The organism is Flavobacterium sp. CAN_S2 (assembly GCF_015752255.1).
In the GTDB taxonomy this organism is placed as follows: Bacteria; Bacteroidota; Bacteroidia; order Flavobacteriales; family Flavobacteriaceae; genus Flavobacterium.
The window spans coordinates 257,899-281,087 of the sequence record NZ_JADOVA010000002.1 but is presented as its reverse complement, the minus strand read 5'-3'; the positions used below and the strand labels follow the sequence as shown (position 1 = coordinate 281,087).

27 protein-coding genes are annotated in these 23,189 nt (G+C 34.0%); 17 read left to right on the top strand and 10 right to left on the bottom strand.

Annotated elements, in window-relative coordinates; genetic code table 11:
* The first annotated feature begins 100 nt into the window (after window positions 1–100).
* The 11 genes from trpD (at window position 101) to IWX80_RS09040 (ending at window position 8,377) form a co-directional block, all read left to right on the top strand.
* Entirely contained in the window at window positions 101–1,093 is a 993-nt protein-coding gene (gene trpD / locus IWX80_RS09090) for an anthranilate phosphoribosyltransferase (protein ID WP_196853152.1), read from the top strand.
* 89 nt (window positions 1,094–1,182) lie between these two features.
* Window positions 1,183–1,962: an indole-3-glycerol phosphate synthase TrpC gene (gene trpC, locus IWX80_RS09085; protein ID WP_196853151.1), complete on the top strand. Its 780-nt coding sequence runs from the start codon at window positions 1,183–1,185 to the stop codon at window positions 1,960–1,962.
* Between the two features lie 2 nt (window positions 1,963–1,964).
* Window positions 1,965–2,597 (top strand): phosphoribosylanthranilate isomerase, encoded by a 633-nt coding sequence (locus IWX80_RS09080; protein WP_196853150.1) that lies wholly within the window; start codon window positions 1,965–1,967, stop codon window positions 2,595–2,597.
* Between the two features lie 12 nt (window positions 2,598–2,609).
* Entirely contained in the window at window positions 2,610–3,791 is a 1,182-nt protein-coding gene (gene trpB / locus IWX80_RS09075) for a tryptophan synthase subunit beta (RefSeq protein ID WP_196853149.1), read from the top strand.
* 212 nt (window positions 3,792–4,003) lie between these two features.
* Window positions 4,004–4,324, top strand: a complete 321-nt coding sequence (locus IWX80_RS09070) for a gamma-glutamylcyclotransferase family protein (RefSeq protein WP_196853148.1) — start codon at window positions 4,004–4,006, stop codon at window positions 4,322–4,324.
* Between the two features lie 58 nt (window positions 4,325–4,382).
* Entirely contained in the window at window positions 4,383–5,144 is a 762-nt protein-coding gene (gene trpA, locus IWX80_RS09065) for a tryptophan synthase subunit alpha (protein WP_196853147.1), read from the top strand.
* A gap of 241 nt (window positions 5,145–5,385) precedes the next feature.
* Entirely contained in the window at window positions 5,386–6,129 is a 744-nt protein-coding gene (locus IWX80_RS09060) for an abortive infection system antitoxin AbiGi family protein (RefSeq protein WP_196853146.1), read from the top strand.
* Between the two features lie 189 nt (window positions 6,130–6,318).
* Window positions 6,319–6,876 carry a hypothetical protein gene (locus IWX80_RS09055; RefSeq protein WP_196853145.1) on the top strand — a complete coding sequence of 186 codons (558 nt, stop codon included), beginning with the start codon at window positions 6,319–6,321 and terminating at the stop codon, window positions 6,874–6,876.
* Between the two features lie 157 nt (window positions 6,877–7,033).
* Window positions 7,034–7,396 carry a DUF2200 domain-containing protein gene (locus IWX80_RS09050; protein ID WP_196853144.1) on the top strand — a complete coding sequence of 121 codons (363 nt, stop codon included), beginning with the start codon at window positions 7,034–7,036 and terminating at the stop codon, window positions 7,394–7,396.
* A gap of 28 nt (window positions 7,397–7,424) precedes the next feature.
* Window positions 7,425–7,862, top strand: coding sequence for a VOC family protein (locus IWX80_RS09045; protein WP_196853143.1), 438 nt, complete (start codon window positions 7,425–7,427; stop codon window positions 7,860–7,862).
* On the top strand, window positions 7,862–8,377 hold the full coding sequence (locus tag IWX80_RS09040; protein ID WP_196853142.1) for a GNAT family N-acetyltransferase: 516 nt from the start codon (window positions 7,862–7,864) through the stop codon (window positions 8,375–8,377). The genes IWX80_RS09045 and IWX80_RS09040 overlap by 1 nt, the downstream gene beginning before the upstream one ends.
* Before the next feature lie 90 nt (window positions 8,378–8,467).
* Here IWX80_RS09040 and IWX80_RS09035 read toward each other — a convergent pair whose 3' ends face one another.
* The 3 genes from IWX80_RS09035 to IWX80_RS09025 form a co-directional block, all read right to left on the bottom strand.
* The gene (locus tag IWX80_RS09035) at window positions 8,468–9,025 is read right to left on the bottom strand and encodes a DUF4494 domain-containing protein (protein ID WP_196853141.1); all 558 of its coding nucleotides are present in this window, start codon (window positions 9,023–9,025) and stop codon (window positions 8,468–8,470) included.
* A gap of 198 nt (window positions 9,026–9,223) precedes the next feature.
* Window positions 9,224–9,856: a nitroreductase family protein gene (locus IWX80_RS09030; protein ID WP_196853140.1), complete on the bottom strand. Its 633-nt coding sequence runs from the start codon at window positions 9,854–9,856 to the stop codon at window positions 9,224–9,226.
* A 43-nt stretch (window positions 9,857–9,899) separates the two neighbouring features.
* Window positions 9,900–10,478, bottom strand: a complete 579-nt coding sequence (locus tag IWX80_RS09025) for a TetR/AcrR family transcriptional regulator (RefSeq protein ID WP_196853139.1) — start codon at window positions 10,476–10,478, stop codon at window positions 9,900–9,902.
* A gap of 418 nt (window positions 10,479–10,896) precedes the next feature.
* Between IWX80_RS09025 and IWX80_RS09020 the strand changes: the two genes are divergently transcribed.
* The 4 genes from IWX80_RS09020 to IWX80_RS09005 all read left to right on the top strand — a co-directional run bounded on the left by IWX80_RS09020 (window position 10,897) and on the right by IWX80_RS09005 (window position 15,591).
* A complete protein-coding gene (locus tag IWX80_RS09020) occupies window positions 10,897–11,523 on the top strand; it encodes a TetR/AcrR family transcriptional regulator (RefSeq protein ID WP_442899834.1) in 627 nt (208 codons plus the stop codon).
* The gene (locus IWX80_RS09015) at window positions 11,513–12,844 is read left to right on the top strand and encodes a TolC family protein (RefSeq protein WP_196853138.1); all 1,332 of its coding nucleotides are present in this window, start codon (window positions 11,513–11,515) and stop codon (window positions 12,842–12,844) included. The genes IWX80_RS09020 and IWX80_RS09015 overlap by 11 nt, the downstream gene beginning before the upstream one ends.
* A 9-nt stretch (window positions 12,845–12,853) precedes the next feature.
* Window positions 12,854–13,933 carry an HlyD family secretion protein gene (locus IWX80_RS09010; protein ID WP_196853137.1) on the top strand — a complete coding sequence of 360 codons (1,080 nt, stop codon included), beginning with the start codon at window positions 12,854–12,856 and terminating at the stop codon, window positions 13,931–13,933.
* A gap of 74 nt (window positions 13,934–14,007) precedes the next feature.
* Complete coding sequence (locus IWX80_RS09005) at window positions 14,008–15,591, top strand: MDR family MFS transporter (protein ID WP_196853136.1); 1,584 nt, start codon at window positions 14,008–14,010, stop codon at window positions 15,589–15,591.
* 178 nt (window positions 15,592–15,769) lie between these two features.
* On the opposite strand, the gene can is transcribed toward IWX80_RS09005, so the two are convergent.
* The 4 genes from can to IWX80_RS08985 all read right to left on the bottom strand — a co-directional run bounded on the left by can (window position 15,770) and on the right by IWX80_RS08985 (window position 19,146).
* The gene (can, locus tag IWX80_RS09000; RefSeq protein ID WP_196853135.1) at window positions 15,770–16,405 is read right to left on the bottom strand and encodes a carbonate dehydratase; all 636 of its coding nucleotides are present in this window, start codon (window positions 16,403–16,405) and stop codon (window positions 15,770–15,772) included.
* Window positions 16,406–16,493: 88 nt separating this feature from the next.
* The gene (locus IWX80_RS08995) at window positions 16,494–18,164 is read right to left on the bottom strand and encodes a SulP family inorganic anion transporter (RefSeq protein WP_196853134.1); all 1,671 of its coding nucleotides are present in this window, start codon (window positions 18,162–18,164) and stop codon (window positions 16,494–16,496) included.
* A gap of 87 nt (window positions 18,165–18,251) precedes the next feature.
* Window positions 18,252–18,533, bottom strand: coding sequence for a hypothetical protein (locus IWX80_RS08990; protein ID WP_196853133.1), 282 nt, complete (start codon window positions 18,531–18,533; stop codon window positions 18,252–18,254).
* A 133-nt stretch (window positions 18,534–18,666) separates the two neighbouring features.
* A complete protein-coding gene (locus IWX80_RS08985; protein ID WP_196853132.1) occupies window positions 18,667–19,146 on the bottom strand; it encodes a Dps family protein in 480 nt (159 codons plus the stop codon).
* A 98-nt stretch (window positions 19,147–19,244) separates the two neighbouring features.
* Here IWX80_RS08985 and IWX80_RS08980 point away from each other — a divergent pair, with 98 nt between their 5' ends.
* Window positions 19,245–20,189, top strand: coding sequence for a hydrogen peroxide-inducible genes activator (locus IWX80_RS08980; RefSeq protein ID WP_196853131.1), 945 nt, complete (start codon window positions 19,245–19,247; stop codon window positions 20,187–20,189).
* A 32-nt stretch (window positions 20,190–20,221) separates the two neighbouring features.
* Here the strand turns inward: IWX80_RS08980 and IWX80_RS08975 are convergent, their stop codons facing one another.
* Window positions 20,222–20,419 (bottom strand): hypothetical protein, encoded by a 198-nt coding sequence (locus IWX80_RS08975; RefSeq protein WP_113633621.1) that lies wholly within the window; start codon window positions 20,417–20,419, stop codon window positions 20,222–20,224.
* Window positions 20,420–20,588: 169 nt separating this feature from the next.
* Window positions 20,589–21,251: a tRNA (5-methylaminomethyl-2-thiouridine)(34)-methyltransferase MnmD gene (mnmD, locus tag IWX80_RS08970; protein ID WP_196853130.1), complete on the bottom strand. Its 663-nt coding sequence runs from the start codon at window positions 21,249–21,251 to the stop codon at window positions 20,589–20,591.
* Between the two features lie 301 nt (window positions 21,252–21,552).
* On the opposite strand from mnmD, the gene IWX80_RS08965 reads away from it, so the two are divergent.
* Window positions 21,553–22,620, top strand: coding sequence for a branched-chain amino acid aminotransferase (locus IWX80_RS08965; RefSeq protein WP_196853129.1), 1,068 nt, complete (start codon window positions 21,553–21,555; stop codon window positions 22,618–22,620).
* A 90-nt stretch (window positions 22,621–22,710) separates the two neighbouring features.
* On the opposite strand, the gene IWX80_RS08960 is transcribed toward IWX80_RS08965, so the two are convergent.
* A complete protein-coding gene (locus IWX80_RS08960) occupies window positions 22,711–23,100 on the bottom strand; it encodes a nucleoside triphosphate pyrophosphohydrolase family protein (protein ID WP_196853128.1) in 390 nt (129 codons plus the stop codon).
* Window positions 23,101–23,189 lie beyond the last annotated feature (89 nt).

The following is a 23,189-nucleotide window of genomic DNA, read 5'->3' as shown; positions in this document are numbered from 1 at the left end:
CACCCCCCTCCGAAGGAAGGGGAGCCAATACGGATATTTAGATTGAAGTTTTAGGTTTTTTATTAAACTTTAAACCTGAAACCTTAAACAAAAAATAAAAATGAAAAATATATTAAACAGATTAATTAACCACGAAATCCTGTCGAAAGAAGAAGCAAAAAATGTATTGGTTAATATATCAAACGGGAGTTATAACACAAGCCAGATTGCTTCTTTTCTTACCGTTTACATGATGCGAAGCATAAGTATCGATGAACTTGCCGGTTTCCGTGAAGCGTTGTTAGAATTGTGTATTCGTGTGGATTTATCCGCTTACAATACTATTGATTTATGCGGAACCGGTGGTGATGGAAAAGATACTTTTAATATCTCTACATTGGCATCATTTGTGGCTGCGGGAGCAGGAATAAAAGTGGCAAAACACGGTAATTACGGAGTTTCCTCTATTTCAGGTTCTAGTAATGTCATGGAGAAACTAGGAATCAAGTTCAGTAATGAAGCTGATTTCCTGGAAAAATGCATCGACAAAGCAGGGATTTGTGTTTTACACGCGCCATTATTTCATCCAGCCATGAAAAATGTGGGTCCAATTCGAAAAGAACTAGCCGTAAAAACCTTTTTCAATATGCTGGGACCAATGGTAAATCCATCGTTTCCAAAAAATCAATTAGTAGGTGTTTTCAATTTAGAACTAGCCAGAATGTATGCCTATTTGTACCAAAATACCAGTACTAATTTCACCATCCTTCATTCGCTTGACGGTTATGATGAAGTTTCATTGACAGGACCTACAAAAACGATTACCAGTTCAATGGAAGGAATGTTAAATCCGGAAGATTTTGGTGTTCGTCTTTTATTGCAAAGCGAAATTGAAGGTGGAACAACCATCGAAGAATCCGCTCAAATGTTTACCGATATTATTTCTAGAAAAGGAACAGAAGCTCAAAACAATGTGGTTTGTGCCAATGCTGCCATGGCAATTGCTACTGTTACAAAATGTTCTCCTTTAGAAGGATTTCAAATAGCGAAAGAAAGTTTATTATCCGGAAAAGGACTTGTAGCTTTGAACAAATTACAAGAATTGAGTAAATAAAACAGTTTAAAGTTTAAGGTTTAAAGTTGTTCCCAAATAATGATAACTTCAAACCTTAAACAAAGAAAACTTTAAACAAACAATTAAGAATGAACATCCTAGATAAAATTATAGTTGACAAAAAAAGAGAAGTCATTCTCAAGAAATCAATCATTCCTGTTTCGCAATTGGAAGCTTCGATTTTCTTTGGAAAAAAGACAATTTCTTTAAGCAACAACTTAAAAAACAGTACCTCTGGAATTATTGCAGAGCACAAACGTCGTTCCCCTTCCAAAGCAGAAATTAATTACAGCTTTACGGTAGAAGAAGTTACAAAAGGTTACGAAAATGCAGGTGCTTGCGGGATTTCAGTATTGACGGATGGAAAATATTTTGGTGGTTCCTTAGACGATTTACTTTTGGCAAGAGCCACAGTAAATATTCCATTATTGAGAAAGGAATTCATTGTGGATGAATACCAAATCTTGGAAGCTAAAGCGCACGGAGCCGATTTAATATTGCTTATCGCTGCGGTTTTGACAAGAGACGAAATCAAATCATTATCTGAATTTGCTAAAAGTTTAGGACTCGAAGTTTTACTGGAAGTTCACAATCAGGAAGAATTGGAAAAATCGATTATGCCAACATTAGATATGATTGGTGTCAACAATAGAAACCTAAAAACATTCGAAGTGAGTTTGGATTTTAGCAAGCAATTGGCAGCACAAATTCCAGATGATTTTGTAAAAGTTTCTGAAAGCGGGATTTCATCCATTGAAGCTATTAACGAATTAAAACCCTTTGGTTACAAGGGATTTTTGATTGGAGAAAACTTTATGAAAACGGATAATGCCGGTAAAGCAGCAACGGAATTTATATCAAAACTATAAAGATGAAACTCAAAATCTGTGGCATGAAATATCCCGATAATATTCTCGAAGTAGGTTCGCTCCTGCCCGATTATATGGGATTTATATTTTGGGAGAAATCAGCTCGCTATTTTGATGGAGTCATTCCAGAATTACCAAAATCAATCAAGAAAGTTGGGGTTTTTGTTAATGAAAATACCGAAGTAATTTTGGCGAAAGCCCAAAAATACGATTTACAAGCCATTCAATTGCACGGTCACGAATCTGCTGAATTTTGTTTACATTTAAAAAGTGAATTAGATTCTAAAATTGAGATGATTAAAGTATTCTCCGTAGATGATGATTTTGATTTTGAACTATTGAAACCGTTTGAAGCCGTTTGTGATTATTTTCTTTTTGATACCAAAGGAAAATTACCCGGCGGAAACGGAACCACATTCGATTGGAAAGTATTAGAAAAGTATCCTTCAAGCAAACCGTTTTTCCTAAGTGGCGGAATCGGAATTGATGAATTGGAAGCAGTGAAAGAAATTTTAAAAACGAATCTACCTATTTATGCTCTTGATGTAAACAGTAAATTTGAGATTCAACCAGGATTAAAAAACATAGAAAAATTAAATAGTTTCAAGGATATCTTGAAAACTTCAAACCTATAAAGTTTAAATAAAATGAGTTACAACGTCAACGAAAAAGGCTATTACGGAGAATTTGGAGGCGCCTTCATTCCTGAAATGTTATATCCAAATGTGGAAGAATTACGTCAAAATTATTTAAAAATCACAGCAGAGCCTGAATTTCAGGCTGAATTTGATGCTTTGCTAAAAGAATATGTAGGTCGTCCTACTCCGCTTTATTTTGCCAAACGCTTATCAGAGCAATACAACACTAAAATCTACCTGAAGAGAGAAGATTTATGTCACACTGGTGCGCATAAGGTGAACAACACCATTGGTCAAATTTTGTTAGCCAAACGTTTGGGTAAAAAACGAATCATTGCTGAAACCGGCGCTGGTCAGCATGGCGTAGCAACAGCTACAGTTTGTGCGCTGATGGGATTAGAATGCATCGTTTATATGGGTGAAATTGACATCAAGCGTCAGGCGCCAAATGTGGCTCGTATGAAAATGTTGGGTGCCGAAGTTCGTCCGGCTATGTCAGGTTCAAAAACCTTAAAAGATGCCACAAACGAAGCCATTCGCGACTGGATTAACAATCCCGTTGACACTTATTATATTATTGGATCTGTCGTGGGACCGCATCCTTATCCGGATATGGTGGCGCGTTTCCAAAGCGTCATTTCTAAGGAAATCAAAGAACAATTACTGGAAAAAGAAGGCCGTGAAAATCCGGATTATGTGATTGCCTGCGTTGGTGGCGGAAGCAATGCTGCCGGAACCTATTATCATTTTCTGGATAATGAGGACGTGACGATTATTGCCGTCGAAGCTGCCGGTTTAGGAGTTGATTCCGGCGAAAGTGCCGCAACTTCTGCCTTAGGAAAAGTGGGTGTTATCCACGGAAGTAAAACATTGTTGATGCAAACAACGGATGGTCAAATCACTGAGCCATATTCCATTTCAGCAGGACTGGATTATCCGGGAGTTGGACCTATGCACGCCAATTTATTCGCCACCGGAAGAGCGCAATTCATCTCGATCACGGATGATCAAGCGATGCAATGGGGAATCAAATTATCTCAAATGGAAGGACTAATTCCCGCCATTGAAAGTGCGCATGCCTTTGCCGTTCTGGACGAAATGAAATTCAAACAGGAGGACGTGGTAGTCATCAATCTTTCCGGTCGTGGCGACAAAGATTTGAATACGTATATCGATTATTTTAAATTATAGTTGGGCGTTCCCTCGCTTCTACTAGCGTTACAGCGAGGTCAGGCTTTCCGTTACAATCTTTTTTATCTCGTTAAAAAACGAGATAAAAAAGGATTTTCACTGTAAACGAAGTTCACTGAACTCCAATAAAAATAAGAGCATAGTGAAGTAATCCTTAACGCAAAGTCGACAACACAAAATGAAGTTCAGTTCACATTTTCAAAATAGAAACTATGGAAAAATTATTCGCTTACGGAAGTTTACAAAATGAGGATATTCAAAAAGATCTTTTTGGACGTATTCTTGACGGAACGCCTGAAACATTGATTGGTTACATCGTGAAAGAAATCCAAATTGAAGAAGAATTTGGAATAGTGCATTATCCCATTATTACGGAAACACAAAAACCGGAAGATACCATCAACGGAATGGTGTATTCTGTTTCGCCACAAGAACTTCGCCAAACAGATCTGTACGAAGGACTTCATTACAGACGCGTAGAAGTGCATTTGCAATCCGACCAAAAAGCTTGGGCATATAGTGCCGCTATCTAAACTTTTAAATTTAAACTCCAAGGCAAAAAACCTTGAAAATGGAATAAAAAATACAACAATGAACAGAATAAATCAAAAATTAAAAGAGACTAAAAAGATACTTTCCATTTATTTTTCGGCGGGATATCCTAACCTCAACGATACCGTACAAATCATTCAGGATTTAGAAAAAAATGGTGTGGACATGATTGAAATCGGTTTGCCGTTCAGTGATCCATTAGCCGATGGACCAACGATTCAAGCCAGTTCCACACAAGCATTGCATAACGGAATGACAACACAAGTTTTGTTTGACCAACTAAAAGACATTCGTAAAACGGTTGCTATTCCTTTAGTGATTATGGGTTATTTCAACCCAATGTTACAATACGGAATAGAGAATTTCTGCCAGAAATGTGCCGAAATTGGAATCGATGGATTAATCATTCCTGATCTTCCCGTTGATGTGTATGCCGATGAATACAAAGCCACTTTCGAAAAATACGGCTTAAAAAATATATTCTTGATTACGCCACAAACTTCCGTAGAACGCATCCATTTTATTGACAGCGTATCTGATGGATTTATCTATATGGTAAGTTCGGCGAGTGTTACAGGATCCCAAACTGGTTTTGGAAGTGCTCAGGAAGACTATTTCAAACGCATTGCCGACATGAATCTAAAAAATCCTCAAGTAATTGGTTTTGGAATCAATAACAAGGAAACTTTTAATCAAGCCACACAATTTGCCAAAGGTGCGATTATCGGAAGTGCATTCATTCAGCACCTAACCGAAAACGGAACTGGAAAAATCGAAGAATTTGTAAAAGCGATTCGATAAATTACTTTATTCTTATATAATCAAACGGCATTTAAATAAACTTTAAACGCCGTTTTTTTGTGGTTTAAACCTTAGAAAATTAGAACATGATTTGTAAGAATTTTTTAATATATTTGAATATCAATAATGCGAGACAAACCTTCGCTAATCAACTCATTTAGAAGTCTAAATACGAAGATTTGTTTCGCCTAAATACTACTTGGCAGTAATTAGATTCAGAATTAACTAAAAACAAACATTAATGGCAATTAGTACTAATTCAATAATACATTATACAAAAGATTACAAAAGTCTAGCTGGGATTTTAACTGAAGGATTTAATATTAAGTATTGCCTTGAGATATTATATGTATCTGAAAACCCACCACGAGGTGCAGCTCATCCCATGGTATCATTTTGTGACATACCACTTTCTCTATCTCACCAACACTTTGGACTATATGGATGTTATGGAATTGGTTTAACCAAAAATTGGGCTAATAAAAATAACATTAATCCTGTTCTCTACATTGAAAAAAAATCTGAAATAGGAAATCTTTTATATAATCTTTTAGTTCAAAAAGATGAATTAAGTGGCAATCATAAGGAAACTCTCATCGATTTTTTATTTCAAACTAAATCTTTTACAAAAAACTATTCCGGACCGCTTAAACGTGGAAATATTGATACTCCGAATTATAAATTTTACGATGAACGTGAATGGCGATATGTCCCAAAGAAAGAACAGATTGGAAATCAGTCTATTTCAGTTCCTAGTTTAAAATACACTAAAGAGAAAGAAAAGTACAATCAAAAACTTTCACAATATAAATTGGATTTTGGAATCGAAGATATTTCGTATATCATTGTAAAAAACACAAATGAAATTCCTAAGATAATTAAATTATTACGTGATCATTTTTATTCTGAATCCGCTTCGGCTAAAGAGATTGATATCTTACTTAGTAAAGTTTGTTCAACTGAGCAAATTATAGGTGATTACTAACACCTGCTCCGCAAAGTGTTCTTCTAATAAAATAAATTTCTCGTGAATGCTGCGCAAATGTCTCTGACTTTGCGCAATTTCCTAAACTTAATAGAAAAACTTAAATATCATAAAGTCTCTAACTTTCATCAACTTAAATTTAAAAACTTCAGCTACAACGCCTATTATCAAAACGATAGCACCAAACGTATGACAACAGAAAGACACATCAAACTCGGACGACAAACAGCATTAATTTCATTTGTGCTTGGGACGATTATCTTCTTGCTTTATTTTTTGACATCTTCTTTTGATTTACTACTGCTTGGTGTAGGTTTTATTTCTTTAACAGTACTAGTAAATATTGGAATACTAATCCTCATTTTAGTCAAAGCTTACAAGGATAAAGAAAATAGAAAAAAATTACTCAAGACTTGCGGAGTTATGTTGGTAAATATTCCTGTAATGCTGTTGTATTGTTGGGTTACTGTTATTCTGCTCGACACAATGAGAATTACTTTTATAAACTCGACTCAGACAACTTTAACAAACATAAACATAAGTGGTTGTGGTGGCGGACATATTGACAAATTAGAAAGTGGAGAAAGTGAAACAGTTTGGGTTGACATAACTGGTGACTGTTCCATAAACATTGATTACTTATCAAAAGGTCAACGAAAAGAAGAAGGCGTTGGTGGCTATGTAACGAGTACTATGGGAAAGAAAATGAAACACAATATTGGCGGAAAAAATGTAGAACAATTTTAACAACTAGACAACTAATACCCAACTATCCAGAGTGTCCCGCTCGTGAACATTAACAAAAATAACTGTAAATTTGTAATAGTCACTAATGAGACGCTCTCGCTAGCAATAAGAGATGGTAAAAGTCATTGTAGTACAACTCTACAACAACAAAAAAGAAATGAAAAATACAAATAATCACGATGAGCGTATTGCGAAAATGACATTCTCTTCAGTATATCCTCATTATCTCGCAAAAGTGGAGAAGAAAGGCAAAACGAAAGAAGAATTACATCAAGTAATTGAATGGCTGACTGGTTATGATGACAAAAGTCTTCAAAAACAGATTGATGAAAAAGTAACTTTTGAAACATTCTTTAAAAATGCTACAATAAACCCTAACGCTCAACTTATAACTGGCGTAATCTGCGGCTATCGAGTTGAAGAAATTGCAAATCCATTAACTCAACAGGTACGATATTTAGACAAGTTGATAGATGAATTAGCAAAAGGAAAGAGTTTGGATAAAATTTTAAGAAAGTAAACCATTTAGCAACTTAAAAATTAAAATTATGGCACTTATCAATCCACATATTAACTTTAACGGAAATGCCGAAGAAGCATTCAATTTTTACAAATCAGTATTTGGAGGAGAGTTCGCAAAGATTATGCGTTTCAAAGACTTGGCAAGTACTGAATTTAAGGTAACAGGAAATGAAGCTAATAAAATAATGCACATTGCTTTGCCTATTGGCCAAAATATTTTAATGGGCAATGACGTTCCAGAAAGTATGGGTCCGGTAAATGAAAATGAAAACAGATCTAAAATATCCATTAGCGCAGAAAGTCGTGAAGAAGCCGACAAGTTATTTAGCGGACTTTCAGCAGGCGGAAATATTGAAGTGCCAATTGACGACAGTCCTTGGGGTTCCTATTTTGGGATGTTTAGAGATAAATTCGGTATTGAATGGATGGTAGATTTTGACCCAAATTATAACAAAAAAGTATAATGAATTATAACTTTAGAAAAGCGGAACTATCTGAAATAGCTCCAATATGGGAAATTTTACAACAAGCCATACAACGCAGAAAAGAAGATGGCAGTACCCAATGGCAAGACGGTTATCCAAATCCTGAAGTCATACAAAAAGATATTGATAAAGGAGAAGGGTTTGTTTTAGTAGACAGAGAAACTATCATTGGTTACAGTGCGGTACTTATCAATGATGAACCTGCCTACGCTACAATTGAAGGAAACTGGTTAACTAATGATGATTTTGTTGTCATGCACCGCGTGGCTATTTCTGAAAAATATTTGGGTAAAGGACTTGCCAAATTGATGCTAAAAAACATAGAAGATTTTGCGTTGAGCAACAACATTTACAGTGTAAAAGCAGACACTAATTTTGACAATATCCCCATGATGAAAATTTTTGAAAACTTAGGTTATACCTATTGTGGAGAAGTTTATTTTAGAGGAAGCCCGAGAAAAGCATACGAGAAAGTATTACACAAACAAGACTGATTAAAATTAAAAAACCGCAAATTCGCAAATAAAAACAGTTAGTAACTGTTTCAATAATTTGCGAATTTGCGGTGAGTTTTTAAAACAATCTTAAACTACAGCTTCTTCTTCAGGAGCAGTTTCAAATTCCATGTGATCCTCGATTTCCGCAGCTACTTCCGGTTTTGATGCTTTCAGCGCATTGAATCTTTCTAATTGTTCCAATTCACCTTCTTCTCCACTGAAATATGGAAAAACATCCATAATAGGAGATTCTGAAATTGCAGGAACGGTGTAGTCGCCCATCGTACCTTTCATCACGCTGATTGTGTTATCATAGGCCTCTTTTACATCATTGGCTTGCACTAATAAATACATATTAGTTTTGCGTTCTTTACCGCTTTCTTCATCATAGGCCAATAAGGAAACTTTGGATCTAAACCAACGATCCGCATTTTCGAAAGGATGAATCTCAGCATAATTAGCCACTTTTATATTCGTGATTTTAAATTCTTCACTGATATACGCCGACATTTCTTCATTAATTCTGCTTTCAGCTTCCGTGTAAGATAACGCGTCTACCAAGTACGGTTCCGTTGTAATCTTCTGTCCGCCAGTTTCGTCTGTTTTTCTATATTTTACTTTGCATTCGTACCAAGTTGTGCTCATTTCTTTTTTTTTTAAGGATGTCAAAGATAGATTTAAAAGAAAAAAAACAACAGTATTACTAAAATAGATATTCACAATTTTAGGCAGCAGATGGAATTGATTTTTATTTAATTTGAAAATAATTAATTCCTCACATAAAAAAAGCAGCCTCTAAAAAAGATAGAGGCTGCTTTTAAAAAATATTTTCAAAATTGAGTCTTAATCAACAAATTTTACTAGATCCTCTTTGTTTTTTCTGACTTTAGCTAAGCTTGCTAACCAGTCATTTTCAGTATCTCTGTAGCCTAAAGGAAGAATTACACAACTTCTAAGACCTTTTGCTCTTAGGTTCAAAATTTCGTCTAATGCATCTGGCTCAAAACCTTCAATAGGTGTGCTGTCTACGCCTTCGAAAGCGGCAGCTGCGATAGCCATTGAAAAAGCAATATAAGCCTGTCTTGCTGCGTGCTGAAAGTTAACTTCGGCATCTTTTTGTGGATATGTATTCAACAACATCTGACGGTAATTTTCAAAACCCTCATTCTTAAAACCTCTGACGTCATTGGTATGATCAAATACTTTATTGATTCGCTCCGCAGTATATGTATCCCAAGCCGCAAATACTAATAAATGGGAACAGTCTGTAATCACGGATTGATTCCAACCGATTGCTCTGATTTTTTCTTTAATTTCTTGATTGGTTACCACCAATATTTCAAAAGGTTGCAGACCACTTGATGTAGGTGCTAGAATTGCTGCTTCCAGAATGTTATCAATTTTTTCTTGAGCTACTTTTTCTCCGTTCATCGCTTTGGCAGCATAACGCCAATTCAATTTGTCTAATAATTCCATTTCTATTATATTAATTAATTACTGTTTTTTATATTAAAAATTTTTACACTTTTATACTATCCCATGCCGCTTGAAAACTTTCTTGCAATGTTTTTTCATCCAAAGGACTCAATCCCCTATTTTTCATGTTCATCAAAAAAGCCATAGGATATATCGAATAAGCATACATCAGATAAGGTGAAATATCCTTCAGAATACCCTCTTCTTTTCCCTTCATCCATAAATCAAAAAGTGGTGTCAAAAATTGCAACCCTTCTTGTCTCGTTATTTCATCGATCATAGGCGTATTATCACATTGCGATAAAAAAGAGGCTTCTTCTTGATGGTTCAACTTATAGTGTGCCATATTGAACCAGATTTTTTTAAACCTAACCTCCACAGATTCCTGAAGATTATAATCTGAAAAGGCAGCTTCAGCAAAAGATGATTTTACCGTGAGATACAGTTGACTGACTAAATCTTGTTTACTTTGAAAAAACAGATATATCGTTGCAGGAGAAACAGCTGCAATTTTGGCAATTTTTGCCATTGAAGCTCCTTGAATCCCTCCATTATTTACTAAAGTCAAAGTAGCTTTCAAGAGAGCAGTCCGTTTATCAATACTTTTTTGAAGTTTCGCCATGTTGCTGTTATTTTTATTTTTCTGATCAATAAGTACTCTTCCAAAAAATGCTTAAAACACATTTGTACTAAAATCACATTTGAAAAGCAAAGATACCATAAAAAAGAATGAACGTTCATAAATTAGATTTAATTATGATTTGTTTACACTTAAAAGTAAGTTAGGAAAAGGAAAACGCTTCGATAAACAGGATAGTTTCGCTATTTTCTTTTAAAAATGGGTTGAGGATATCAATAAAGAACCTTCAATAATTCAAAAATATTTTTACAAGCAGTTTATAAAAAATTTTCAACTTAATTAAATTGACAATTCAACTTTACTTTAACCCTTAATTTTTATTAAAAAAATGTTAAAAAAATATTAAACACTTGTTTAAATTAAACACTTGTTTAGTTTTGTTTAACAAAATTCGATTCCATTGAAAAGTAATTTTAACGATAAACAAATTCAAATTCTCGAAGTTGCAGAAACTCTTTTTGCAGAGAAAGGATTTGATGGCACTTCCATTAGAAACATAGCAAAAGTGGCAAAAATTAATATTGCCATGGTTTCGTATTACTTTGGTTCCAAAGAACGATTACTCGAATCCCTTATTGTTTACAGAACTTCGGATCTCAAAAATCAATTAGAAAATTTACTACTGGAAGACCTTGAACCTATTGAAAAAATTAATAAGCTAATTGCGCTTTATATCAATAGAATCAATAGCAACCGAGGAATTTACAGAATTTTACATTTCGAATTTACTTCTAAAAAGAGAGAGCAAAATCTTCAGGCGTTTTCGGAATTAAAAAAAGGAAATTTAAAATCCCTTGAAACTATTATTGAGGAAGGCCAGAAAAAAGGTATTTTTAGAAAAGACGTTATTATTCCGTTGATTACACCCACCATTCTCGGTACTTTCTTTCATTTTCACATGAATAAACCTTTCTTCGAAAATTTATTGAACCTGAAAACCGAAGATTTATACAATAATTACATCAAAACCAATTTGACAAAGCATATTCAACAAACTATAAAAGCACTTCTGATATATGAAAGTTAATCAATTCATGCTCTTTGGGATTTTCTTCATCGGAATTTCATCCTTATCAGCACAAGAAAAAACAAGTTTAACATTGAACGAAGCTATTAATTTGGCTTGGACCAAAAGCAATGAAGTTACGCTGGCCAATACGAAAGTAAAGACCAAAAAATACGAATTGCAGGCTACAAAAAACAATCAATATCCTGATTTGAAACTTTCCGGTCAGTACCAAAGATTGGCGAATGCATCAGTAGATTTTAAACTGAATCAAAACAATTCCGGTACTCCGCAGGCGCTTCCTATTGTCAATCAGTTAATGATTGGACAGTTGAATGCCAGTGTTCCGGTGTTTTCTGGTTTTAAAATCCAAAACAGCATCAAAGCAAATGAAAATTTGTATCAGGCTGAAATGGCGACCGCATCCCAAACTAAAGAAGAAATAGCGTTGCGAGTGATAGATTATTATGCCAGTTTGTACAAAGCACAAAAAACAATTGAACTGCTGAAAGAAAATCAAAAAAGTGCCAAACAACGCGTTAAAGATTTTATAGAGCTTGAAAAAAATGGAATTATTCCCAGAAATGATCTGTTGAAATCTAAATTACAGGCTTCAAAAATACAATTGTCACTGGATGAAACGAATAATAATTTAAAAATAATCAACTTTTATTTGGTTACACTTTTAAAATTAAATCCAGACACCAAACTGGAAATTCGAGAGGATGATTTTGCTGATTTCCAAATGACAAATATTCCAATCAATGAATTACCGGCTTTAGAAAATCGGAAGGATTTAGAAGCGATTCGGTTTCAGGGAAAAGCCAGCGAAGCGAATATCAAAATAGCGAAAGGTTCCTATTATCCAGCCATCGCAATCATTGGCGGATACACCGCTTTAGACCTGAGTAATGTGATTACGGTTCAAAATGCAATGAATATAGGAGTTGGAATTTCTTATGATTTAAGTGCTATTCTAAAAAACGGAACTTTAGTCAGACTGGCTGAAAATAAGTTTTTAGAAGTACAGAATTCTGAAGCAATATTAACGGATTACATTAAAATCCAAGTCCATAAAGCGATTGAAGATTACGATTTAGCGTTGAAACAAAACACGGTTTATGAAGAAGCACAAGAACAGGCGACTGAAAATTTCCGAATTGTAAAAGACAAATATGACAATGGACTTTCGGACACAAATGACCTTCTCGAAGCTGATGTGGAACAGCTAAATTCACAAATCAATAAAGCTTTGGCGAAAGCCAATACGATCCAAAAATACTACGAGTTACTCTCCGTAACTGGTCAATTGTCTCAATCTTTCAATCTTGCTCAAAAATAATCAACTACCATGGAAAAGAAAAAAACAAATAAAAAATTCATTATTATCCTAGTAGCATTGGTTGTTTTAGGAGGAACTTATGGAACTTTTAAATACATCCATTCCCAATCCCACGAGGAAACTGATGATGCACAAATTGAAAAAAACATGAATCCAATTATCCCGAGAGTTTCCGGATATGTAGATAAAGTGTACATCAAAGACAACGATTTTGTAAAAAAAGGAGACACGCTTTTTACTATTGACCGAAGAGATTATCAATTGAAAATTGAAGAAGCCAATGCAGCAATGATTGGTGCTGAAGGTAATTTTGCAGTGACAAAAGCTGATATAGGAAGTGCTTTAGCCAGTATTTCTGTTTCGGATGCAAATGTGTTATCAGCAGGTGGAAATATCGAATCCGCAAAAATAAGATTGGGCCGCATTACAAGTGATTACAACCGATATGAAAATTTGTATAAAAGCCATTCTATCACGAAACAGCAGTACGAACAAGCTTTAGCAGCAAAACTGGAAGCTGAAAGTCAAGTTCGTGTTTTGCAACAGCAAGAAAGAGCCAGTGCGTTTCAAAAATCAGTTATTGTGGCTAAATCTAAGGTTTCTGATAAACAAACCGAGGTGGCTGCTGCCAATATTAAAAGAGCAAAAGCTTTGCTGGATGCCGCAAAATTGAATTTAACCTATACCGCGGTAACTGCTGCGATTGATGGTCAGGTATCCAAAATTGATATTCAGCCAGGACAATTGGTTCAGCCCGGACAATCTTTATTTTATATTATTAACAATAAGGAAGCTTGGGTTATTGCTAATTTCAAAGAAACGCAATTGAACAAAATGGTAATTGGACAAAAAGTAACCGTAAAAGTAGATGCGTATCCTGATTATGATTTTGAAGGTTCAGTCACTTCATTTTCACCTGCAACAGGATCTCGATTCTCATTGCTACCGCCTGATAACGCGACAGGAAACTTTGTAAAAACGATTCAAAGATTACCGGTAAAGATAAGTTTGAACGCAACAAACGATCCTGAAAAAATAAAATTATTGCGCCCGGGAATGAATGTCGATGTCGATGTGCATTTAAAATAAATCTATTTTTCTAGATTTAAAAAAATAAAAAAAGCGATCCTTTTAAGACAATTATAGTTTACACTTTAGCATAAATGGTACAAGCGGGAGAAGACGATTTAGTAGAATATGGCTACAGACGAGTTCTGATTACGATTACAGCAATACTTTGTACCCTGCTAGAAATCGTAGACACCACAATTGTCAATGTAGCGCTGACGAACATGAGAGGAAGTCTGGGTGCTACGCTAAACGATGTTGCATGGGTAATTACGGCTTATGCTATTGCCAATGTTATTGTAATTCCTATGACCAGTTGGTTGTCACAACAATTTGGAAGACGTAATTATTTTGTTACTTCTATTATCATTTTTACGGTAGCCTCTTTTTTATGTGGGAATGCAGACAATATCTGGGAACTTGTAACTTTTAGATTTATTCAAGGATTGGGTGGTGGCGCTTTATTAGTGACAGCTCAAACCATTATAACCGAGAGTTATCCTATTACAAAACGAGGTATGGCCCAAGCGATTTACGGAATGGGTGTCATTGTTGGTCCTACTTTGGGTCCACCATTAGGGGGCTATCTGGTTGATAATTTTTCGTGGCCCTATATTTTTTACATCAATATTCCACTTGGAATTATAGCCACTATTTTAGCATTGACTTTTGTAAGAAGTCCCAAATATGGCGAAAAGTTGAAATCCAATCAAGTCGATTGGTTGGGAATTTTTCTATTAATGGCATTTATTGGTTCTTTGCAATATGTTTTAGAACACGGGCAACAAGACGATTGGTTCAATAATAAAACAATTATACTTTTAAGCACTATTACCGTTTTTGGTTTAGTATTGTTTATTTGGAGAGAGTTAACCTATAAATATCCGATTGTTAACTTGGGTGTTTTAAAAGATGGGAATCTAAGAATTGGAACAGTAATGTGTTTTATTTTAGGATTTGGACTCTATGGTTCCACTTTAATCATACCAATTTATACCCAAACCATTTTAGGATGGACCGCAACTGATGCCGGTTTGTTACTGATTCCAGGCTCAATAACTACCGCATTGATGATGCCAATTGTTGGAAATTTACTTCAAAAAGGTGTTCCCCAGAGTTATATGGTAGGTCTTGGTTTTTTGATTTTCTTTTTCTTTACTTATATGATGCACAACAGTATGACACCAAATACTGGTGTTGAGCATTTATATTGGGGCTTAATTTTAAGAGGAATTGGATTAGGATTGCTGTTCGTACCTATAACCACATTGTCCCTTTCTACTTTAAAAGGAAAAGATATTGGCGAAGGTGCAGCCTTTACAGGAATGATGCGACAATTAGGAGGTTCTTTTGGTATTGCCATCATTACAACTTTTATCACAAGATTTAGCCAGGAACACAGAGTCAATTTAGTTTCACATTTAGACACAACTAGATTAGAGGTTCAAGAGCGGGTTTTGATGCTGCAAAAAGGGTTTATGTCAAAAGGATTTACTGCTAATGAATCGTTGAAAAAAGCGTATCAGGTGATTGACTATTCTGTGATGAAACAAAGTGCTGTTCTATCGTATATGGATATTTTTATGTATCTCGGAATTATGTTCCTGTGTTGTATTCCAATTATCTTTTTTATTAAAAAAGGAAAAAACAAAATCAACCCGGCAGATGCTATGCATTAATAATCTGATAGTTTAAAATAAGAAGATTTATATTCACTGCAACCGAAGATTAAAAAGTAAAACACAGTACGCCAATTAAGCAGCAAAAGTTTTATTTAAACGAAAAAAAAATGAGCCCGATATTACATCGAGCTCATTTTATTTAAAAATCACTCTATTATAGCCGGCTTATTTTGAATTAAAATTTCAACTGGTAAACTGCATCTAAATCTTTTTCGGAACTGATGTTAACATTTAAATCTGTTACAAAACCAGAATTAAGTCCATAAGCCCATCCGTGCAAAGTCAAATCTTGACCGTTTCTCCAAGCAGCCTGAACGATCGATGTTTTAGCTAAATCAAAAACTTGTTCTTTTACGTTTAATTCTACAAAAGTATTAAAACGCTCTGTTTCATCTTCAATAGAATCTAAATAGGCACTGTGCAAACGATATACATCTTTGATGTGACGAATCCAGTTGTCAATAATACCAATAGAATCATTTCCCATTGCCGCTTTAATACCACCGCAACCATAGTGTCCGCAAACTAAAACGTGTTTTACTTTCAAAACATTTACAGCATAATCCAAAACACTCAACATATTCATGTCAGAGTGAACCACCATATTAGCAATGTTTCTGTGTACAAAAACTTCTCCAGGCTTAGCTCCTACAATTTCATTGGCAGGAACACGACTGTCAGAACAGCCAATCCATAATAACGGCGGCGTTTGACCTTTGGCAAGATCTTGGAAATAATTAGGGTCACTTGCTAACGAAGTTTCAACCCATTTCTTATTGTTTTCTAATATTTTTTTATAAAAATCGCTCATAATTTTTGTTTTATTATTTTTATTAATACAAACGTTCTGTAACTCTAATGCAATGTAAAGGAACTATTTTTCAAATTAAATTCCTTAATTAGTTTCCATTTTCTTGTTTAAGAAATTCTTCGTCGGTGATTTCTTTTTTAACCATAACTCTTTTAGCCGCATCATAATAGTGCTCAATAGAAACATGATTCTGAGTATCAATGCTATTTTCCAGATGATAGGCTTTTTTAAATCCTTTTAGTTTTACCTTAATGTTATTGTCTAACGCTCTTGTAGTTTTAAACTCATGGATTAAATCCAAAATATCATGTGCAATGTAAACCGTATCTTTTGCATCTATAATCACTTTAGAATTTTCCGGAAGATGATTCAAGGTTTGTTTAATGGCCGCTTTATTCAAAAAAGAAACTTCTTGAGCCAAATCAATATGAATCACATCACCATCAGCATATTGTTCTTTTCTAAAAAAGTAAGCTCTCTTGAGATTTCCTTTTAAAACAAAAATAATACTGATGATAATCCCCAAGGTAACACCTTTCAATAAATCCAAAAATACTACAGCTAATAATGTGGCAATAAAAGGAACAAACTGATATTTCCCTTTTTCCCAAAAATGTATAAATGTTGCCGGTTTTGCTAATTTATAACCTACCAAAATTAATATAGCTGCCAAAGTAGCCAAAGGAATTTTATTCAGAATTACTGGAATAGCAAGAACACTTACTAACAACAACACTCCGTGAATGATGGTCGACATTTTAGATCTTGCTCCAGAATTGCTGTTTGCAGAAGAACGCACAATTACTGAGGTCAAAGGTAAACCTCCTAAAAGCGAACTCACCATATTACCAATACCTTGGGCTTTCAACTCCTTATTCGTGTCAGTATACCTTTTTTGAACATCCATTCTATCGGAAGCTTCTATACTTAATAATGTTTCAATAGACGCTACAATTGCTATAGTCAAGGCTACTACCCATACTTTAGGATTCATCACTCCAGAAAGATTAGGCGTGACAATAATTGCTTTAAATTCTTCGAAAGAAGATGGAACTGGCAGGGAAACTAAATGTTCTTTTCCAATAGCTAATGCACTTCCGGTAGCAATGAAAATTTCATTTAAAATAACACCTAGAGCAACCGCAATCAAAGCTCCTGGGACTAATTTTAATTTTTTCAAAAAAGGAACTTTATCCCAAGAAATCAAAATTACCATTGAAACCAAAGTAATCACTATTGAGCCTATTTGGATGTAATCAAAAATACTAAACAGCGCAGAAAAGGTGTTACTGCCATCCGTTTGTGAAAACGCTTGATCTCCTTCAAAATCACTATCGTATCCAAAAGCGTGCGGTAATTGTTTCAGAATAATGATAATTCCGATACCTGCAAGCATTCCTTCAATGACATTCGTTGGAAAATAATTAGAAATACTTCCCGCCTTGGCAAATCCTAATATTAATTGTAGCAAACCTGCGATGAAAACCGCAGTCAAAAAAATATCAAAAGCACCTAAATCCGTGATTGCCGTAAGAACAATAGCTGTTAAACCCGCAGCTGGACCGGAAACACTAATGTGCGACGTACTAAAATAGCCTACTACTATTCCTCCAATAATTCCTGAAATAATTCCTGAAAATAAAGGAGCACCTGAAGCCATTGCAATACCTAAACACAATGGTAGCGCCACCAAAAAAACCACTAAACCAGATGCGAAATCGGATTTAAGGTTAGCAAAAAGATTAATTTTTTTTGACATAATACCTAACTAAAATTGAATACAGCGTTTTTTTCGCACAAAGCAATGCGACAACAGATTTTGAAATGATTCAAAATCATACTTGTATTAAACCTCGTTGGGTGGAGGAATAAATATGGAGGAAGTAATCTTATCATGTTTTGATAGATTCTCAGATAGAATGGCGCTAGAAGTTAATTCTATTGGAACCAAAACCTCTGAAAAATGATCTACATAAAAAAAAGTCTTGATTTCTTTGAGCGAATGTTCCTCTTCAGAGATGCTATAGAAAATAGATATATCAGCGCTTTTCTCAATCACAGTAACAATTGTTGGCGTGACAAGAAATGCAAAAAATATGATTAAGAATATTTTAGATATAATTTTCATTGTCGCAAAAATAGAATTAAGTTCATTAGAAAAAACATTAGTTCTAATAAATTTAAAAAAAAATTAACATTCAAAAAAAAACCAGAATAAAATCTTATGATTCCATCTGGCTTTTTCTATTTCGTTGCTAAAACTACAAGGTTTCTTCCAACCAAGCTTGCATCATCCAAATTGTTTTTTCTTGCTCTGATATAAAATCACTCATCATTGAGTTGGTTCCTTCATCATTAATTTCCCCAGATTTATTAAGAATCCCTCTTTCTATTTTTAGCAAATGTGACAATGAAGTAACAATTAAATGAACAGCTTTCTCGTCATTAGAAACATTCTTCCCAACAACTAATTGATTATTTTTTATATAATCCTCAAAAGTATGCAGTGGAATTCCTCCTACAGTCAACACTCTTTCAGCGATTAAATCAATTTTAATTTGGGCATCCGTATATAATTCTTCAAATTTAACATGCAAATCAAAAAAACGTTTCCCTCTAATATTCCAATGAATTCCTCTTAAATTTTGATAATACACTTGAAAATTAGATAACAAAATATTCAATTCACTTACAATCAATTCTGATTCTTTAACTGGTAATCCTAAAATATTTGTTTTCATAATTTATTATTTTAAACAAAAATACGCAAGAAAACAACTCTTTACACTATAAGTCAAATTGATTGTTTTTATATTTGCATCAGATATTACTATAAAAAATGACAATTACTCAACTAAAATATGTTTTGGCTGTAGCCGAACACAAAAATTTCACTCTTGCGGCCGAAAAATGTTTTGTAACTCAACCTACATTGAGTATGCAGATTCAGAAAATCGAAGAAGAGTTAAGCATTCAGATATTTGACCGATCCAAAAAACCGATTCAACTTACTGATATTGGTCAAAAAATAGTTAACCAAGCTAAAAATATCGTCAACGAAGCTGATCGCATTCAAGATATTGTAGAACAGCAAAAAGGATTTATAGGCGGTGAATTCCGATTAGGAATAATTCCCACCATTATGCCTACACTATTGCCAATGTTTTTGAATAATTTCATTAAAAAATATCCAAAAGTAAAACTCATCATTGAAGAGTTGAATACGGACGAAATTATTACAAAACTTAATAATGGTCATCTGGATGCTGCCATAGCCGCAACTCCGTTATTAGAAGATAAAATCAAGGAAATTGTATTGTACTTTGAACCTTTTGTGGCGTACATTCCAGAAAGTCACCATCATTTTCAAAAGGAAGAAATAGAAGTTTCCGACTTAAACTTAGATGAAATTCTATTATTGCAGGACGGTCATTGCTTTAGAGACGGAATTTTAAATTTGTGCAAAAACAATAGCAGCAAAAATGAAATTGAACATTTTCAAATAGAAAGCGGCAGTTTTGAAACCTTAATAAAATTAGCCGATGAAGGTTTGGGAACAACATTACTTCCTTATTTGCATACACTGGATTTAAAAGAAAAAGATAAATTAAAGCTTCGCCATTTTAAGGAACCAAAACCAGCACGGGAAGTCAGCCTTATTTTTCCTAAAAGCGAATTGAAAATTCAGATAATTGAAGCTCTTAGAAGTACAATTGCCGGAGTTATAAAGGGAGCAATTGTTTTTCAGAACGTACAAATTATTAGTTCTATTCATAAAAAATAAAAAAAAGGAACCGTTTTCGCGGTTCCTTTTTTTTATGAATTTACAATAAGTAAACATTGTTTCAACTCTGGTTTTCCTATCGTATAGTTCAATAACCATTCTCGTAATTGTTCCATTTCGTAAGGCAACAACATTTTGATGGCTTTTTCTAACTCTTTGCAAAAAAGCAACGGATCAAAACTTACTCTTTCTAAGACTGATTTTGTATAATCATACATGATTTTCGACATAGCAAATGAAGATTTTAAGTTAGATTTTAATAATAAATCGGTGTAAAAATACATTAATTATAACTGTAACATAATTATTTAACGTAGTTTTTAGTTTTTTATTACAGTTATCAAATTTTCAAATAAACAAAAAATAAACAACTGAAAACAAAGACTTTAACAACTCTATTTAGTTTTTTGTAGCCCGAAACATTTCTCTTTTTCCAGGTGGTCCTGCAAGTTTTTCAACGGTAAAACCTACTTCAATCATGCTTCTTTTTACCACACCTCTAGCTGCATAAGTAACCAGCACTCCATTTGGTTTGAGCGCCTTATACATTTTTTCGAAAATTGCGGTACTCCACAATTCAGGTTGTACTCTATATCCAAAAGCATCGAAATAAATCAAGTCAAATTTATTTTCATCATTGATTTCTTCAAAGAATTGTTTTCTTTTAGTCAATGCAAAATTATCATCCAGAATAATTTTTTCTTCCCAATTACTTTGATGCATGGTATCAAAAATTGAACTTTGTTCCACTGCATGAAGTTCTTCTACATAATTCATCGATAATATTTCGTCTGCTGAAATTGGATAGGCTTCCACTCCAACATAATCAATGCTTTGATTCCTTTTTTTGGATTCCAAAAAAGTAATAAAAGCGTTAAGGCCGGTTCCAAAACCAATTTCTAAAATAGAGACAATCCTGTCTGGAAACAGTGAAAGTCCGTTTTTTATAAATACGTGTTGCGCTTCCTGAATGGCTCCATGTTTAGAATGATAACATTCGTCCCATTCCGCTATATGAATGGTTGTTGAACCATCAAGTGTTTGGATTATTTCTCTTTTCAAAATTATTTTCTAAAGTTATTCGAGTGTGAAATTTTTTAAACTTGTCAAAATTAATGAAAACTAATGCGTTTACTGCTGATAAATCACTATTTATTATGTAATCGATAGAATTAAGCTCGTTTTTTTTTAATTTTCTAAAACGTAAACAAATCGTAGTTAAAGGCTATAATTAATATTGTTTTGATAAGTAATTTGCTGATTTTTATTTAATTTTGCAAATATTAAACGCCAATTTGTAGAAACCAGATTTTTTTAAGCTTTAGCTAACACTTTAAAAAAAATTAAAAAACGATACCTTATTATGAGTACCACTCAAACTAACAAAATTGAAATTATAAAATCCGCTACTTCAAAAATAAGTGAAGTAGATTTTGAAAACTTAAGCTTTGGTTCCGTTTTCACGGATCATTTATTTGAATGTGATTTTAAAAATGGAGAATGGCAACAACCGGTCATTAAACCTTACGCTCCTTTTTTGTTAGACCCATCAACAAGAGTTTTTCATTACGGCCAAGCTATATTTGAGGGTATGAAAGCCTATAAGGATACTAATGATGCTGTTTGGCTTTTTAGACCGGACGAAAACTACAAACGTTTCAATAAATCAGCAGTGAGAATGGCTATGCCTGAAGTACCTGAAGAAATATTCATGAATGGATTGAATCAATTGTTGCAATTAGACGAAGCTTGGATCAAAAAAGGGAAAGGAAATGCAATGTATATCAGACCATTTATGATTGCTACTGGAACAGGTGTAATTGCAAATCCATCCAATGATTATAAATTCATGATCATTTTATCTCCAGTAACCTCTTATTACTCCGGTGATGTCAAAGTGCTTATAGCGGAACATTTCAGTAGAGCTGCTAATGGAGGAATTGGAGCTGCAAAGGCTGCAGGTAATTACGCTGCGCAATTCTATCCAACTGAATTAGCTAACAAGGAAGGATTCCAACAAGTAATTTGGACAGATGATGCCACGCATACCAAACTGGAAGAAGCGGGAACAATGAATGTTTTCTTTAGAATTAATGATATTTTATTGACAGCTCCCGTTAGCGAAAGAATTCTTGATGGTGTTACCAGAAAAACACTAATCGACTTGGCTAAAAGTGAAGGAATTGCTGTAGAGATTCGTCCCGTTTTAGTTTCTGAACTTGTTGAAGCTTCGAAAAACGGAACTCTAAAAGAAATTTTTGGTGCTGGAACAGCGGCAGTTGTAAGTCCAATTTCAGGATTTTCATACCAAGACGTATATTATGAATTACCAAAAATTGAAAAAACAGTAGCAATTCAGTTGAAAGACAAATTGACTAATATCCAGAATAAACTAGAAGAAGATACTTTTGGGTGGACTGTTAAAATATAATTTTTCAACATTCAGCATGCATACAAAAAGCGATTTTCACAATGAAAATCGCTTTTTGCATTTTGTTAATATAAGATTCCAACTGTACTCCTATTTATATTCTAATATTTTAGAAAAATCAGGTTTAAAATAATTAGGCCCTTTCATCACTTTGCCATCTTCACGGTAAATTGGGTTTCCATCTTCGCCTAATTTACTCATATTACTGCGTTGGATTTCGTCAAAAACTTCCTCTATTTTATGTTGCAAACCATGTTCGATAATGGTTCCGCAGAGAATGTACATCATGTCCCCTAATGCGTCCGCAATTTCTATTAAATCATTATTTTGAACTGCTTCAAGATATTCTTCGTTTTCCTCTTTCATTAAATTATAGCGAAGTTCATGCTTACTTTCACCTAAATTAGCTGTTGGAATTTCACTGTGCCCAATTTTAAAAGCGGTATGAAATTCTTTGACTGAGTTTATCTGTTTTTGCATCTTTTTATTTTGTTAAATGAAAAGGCAAATTAGCAACTATTTCCAAACTATTATCTAAATTTGCCTGAAATAATTTAAACTATGTTTAG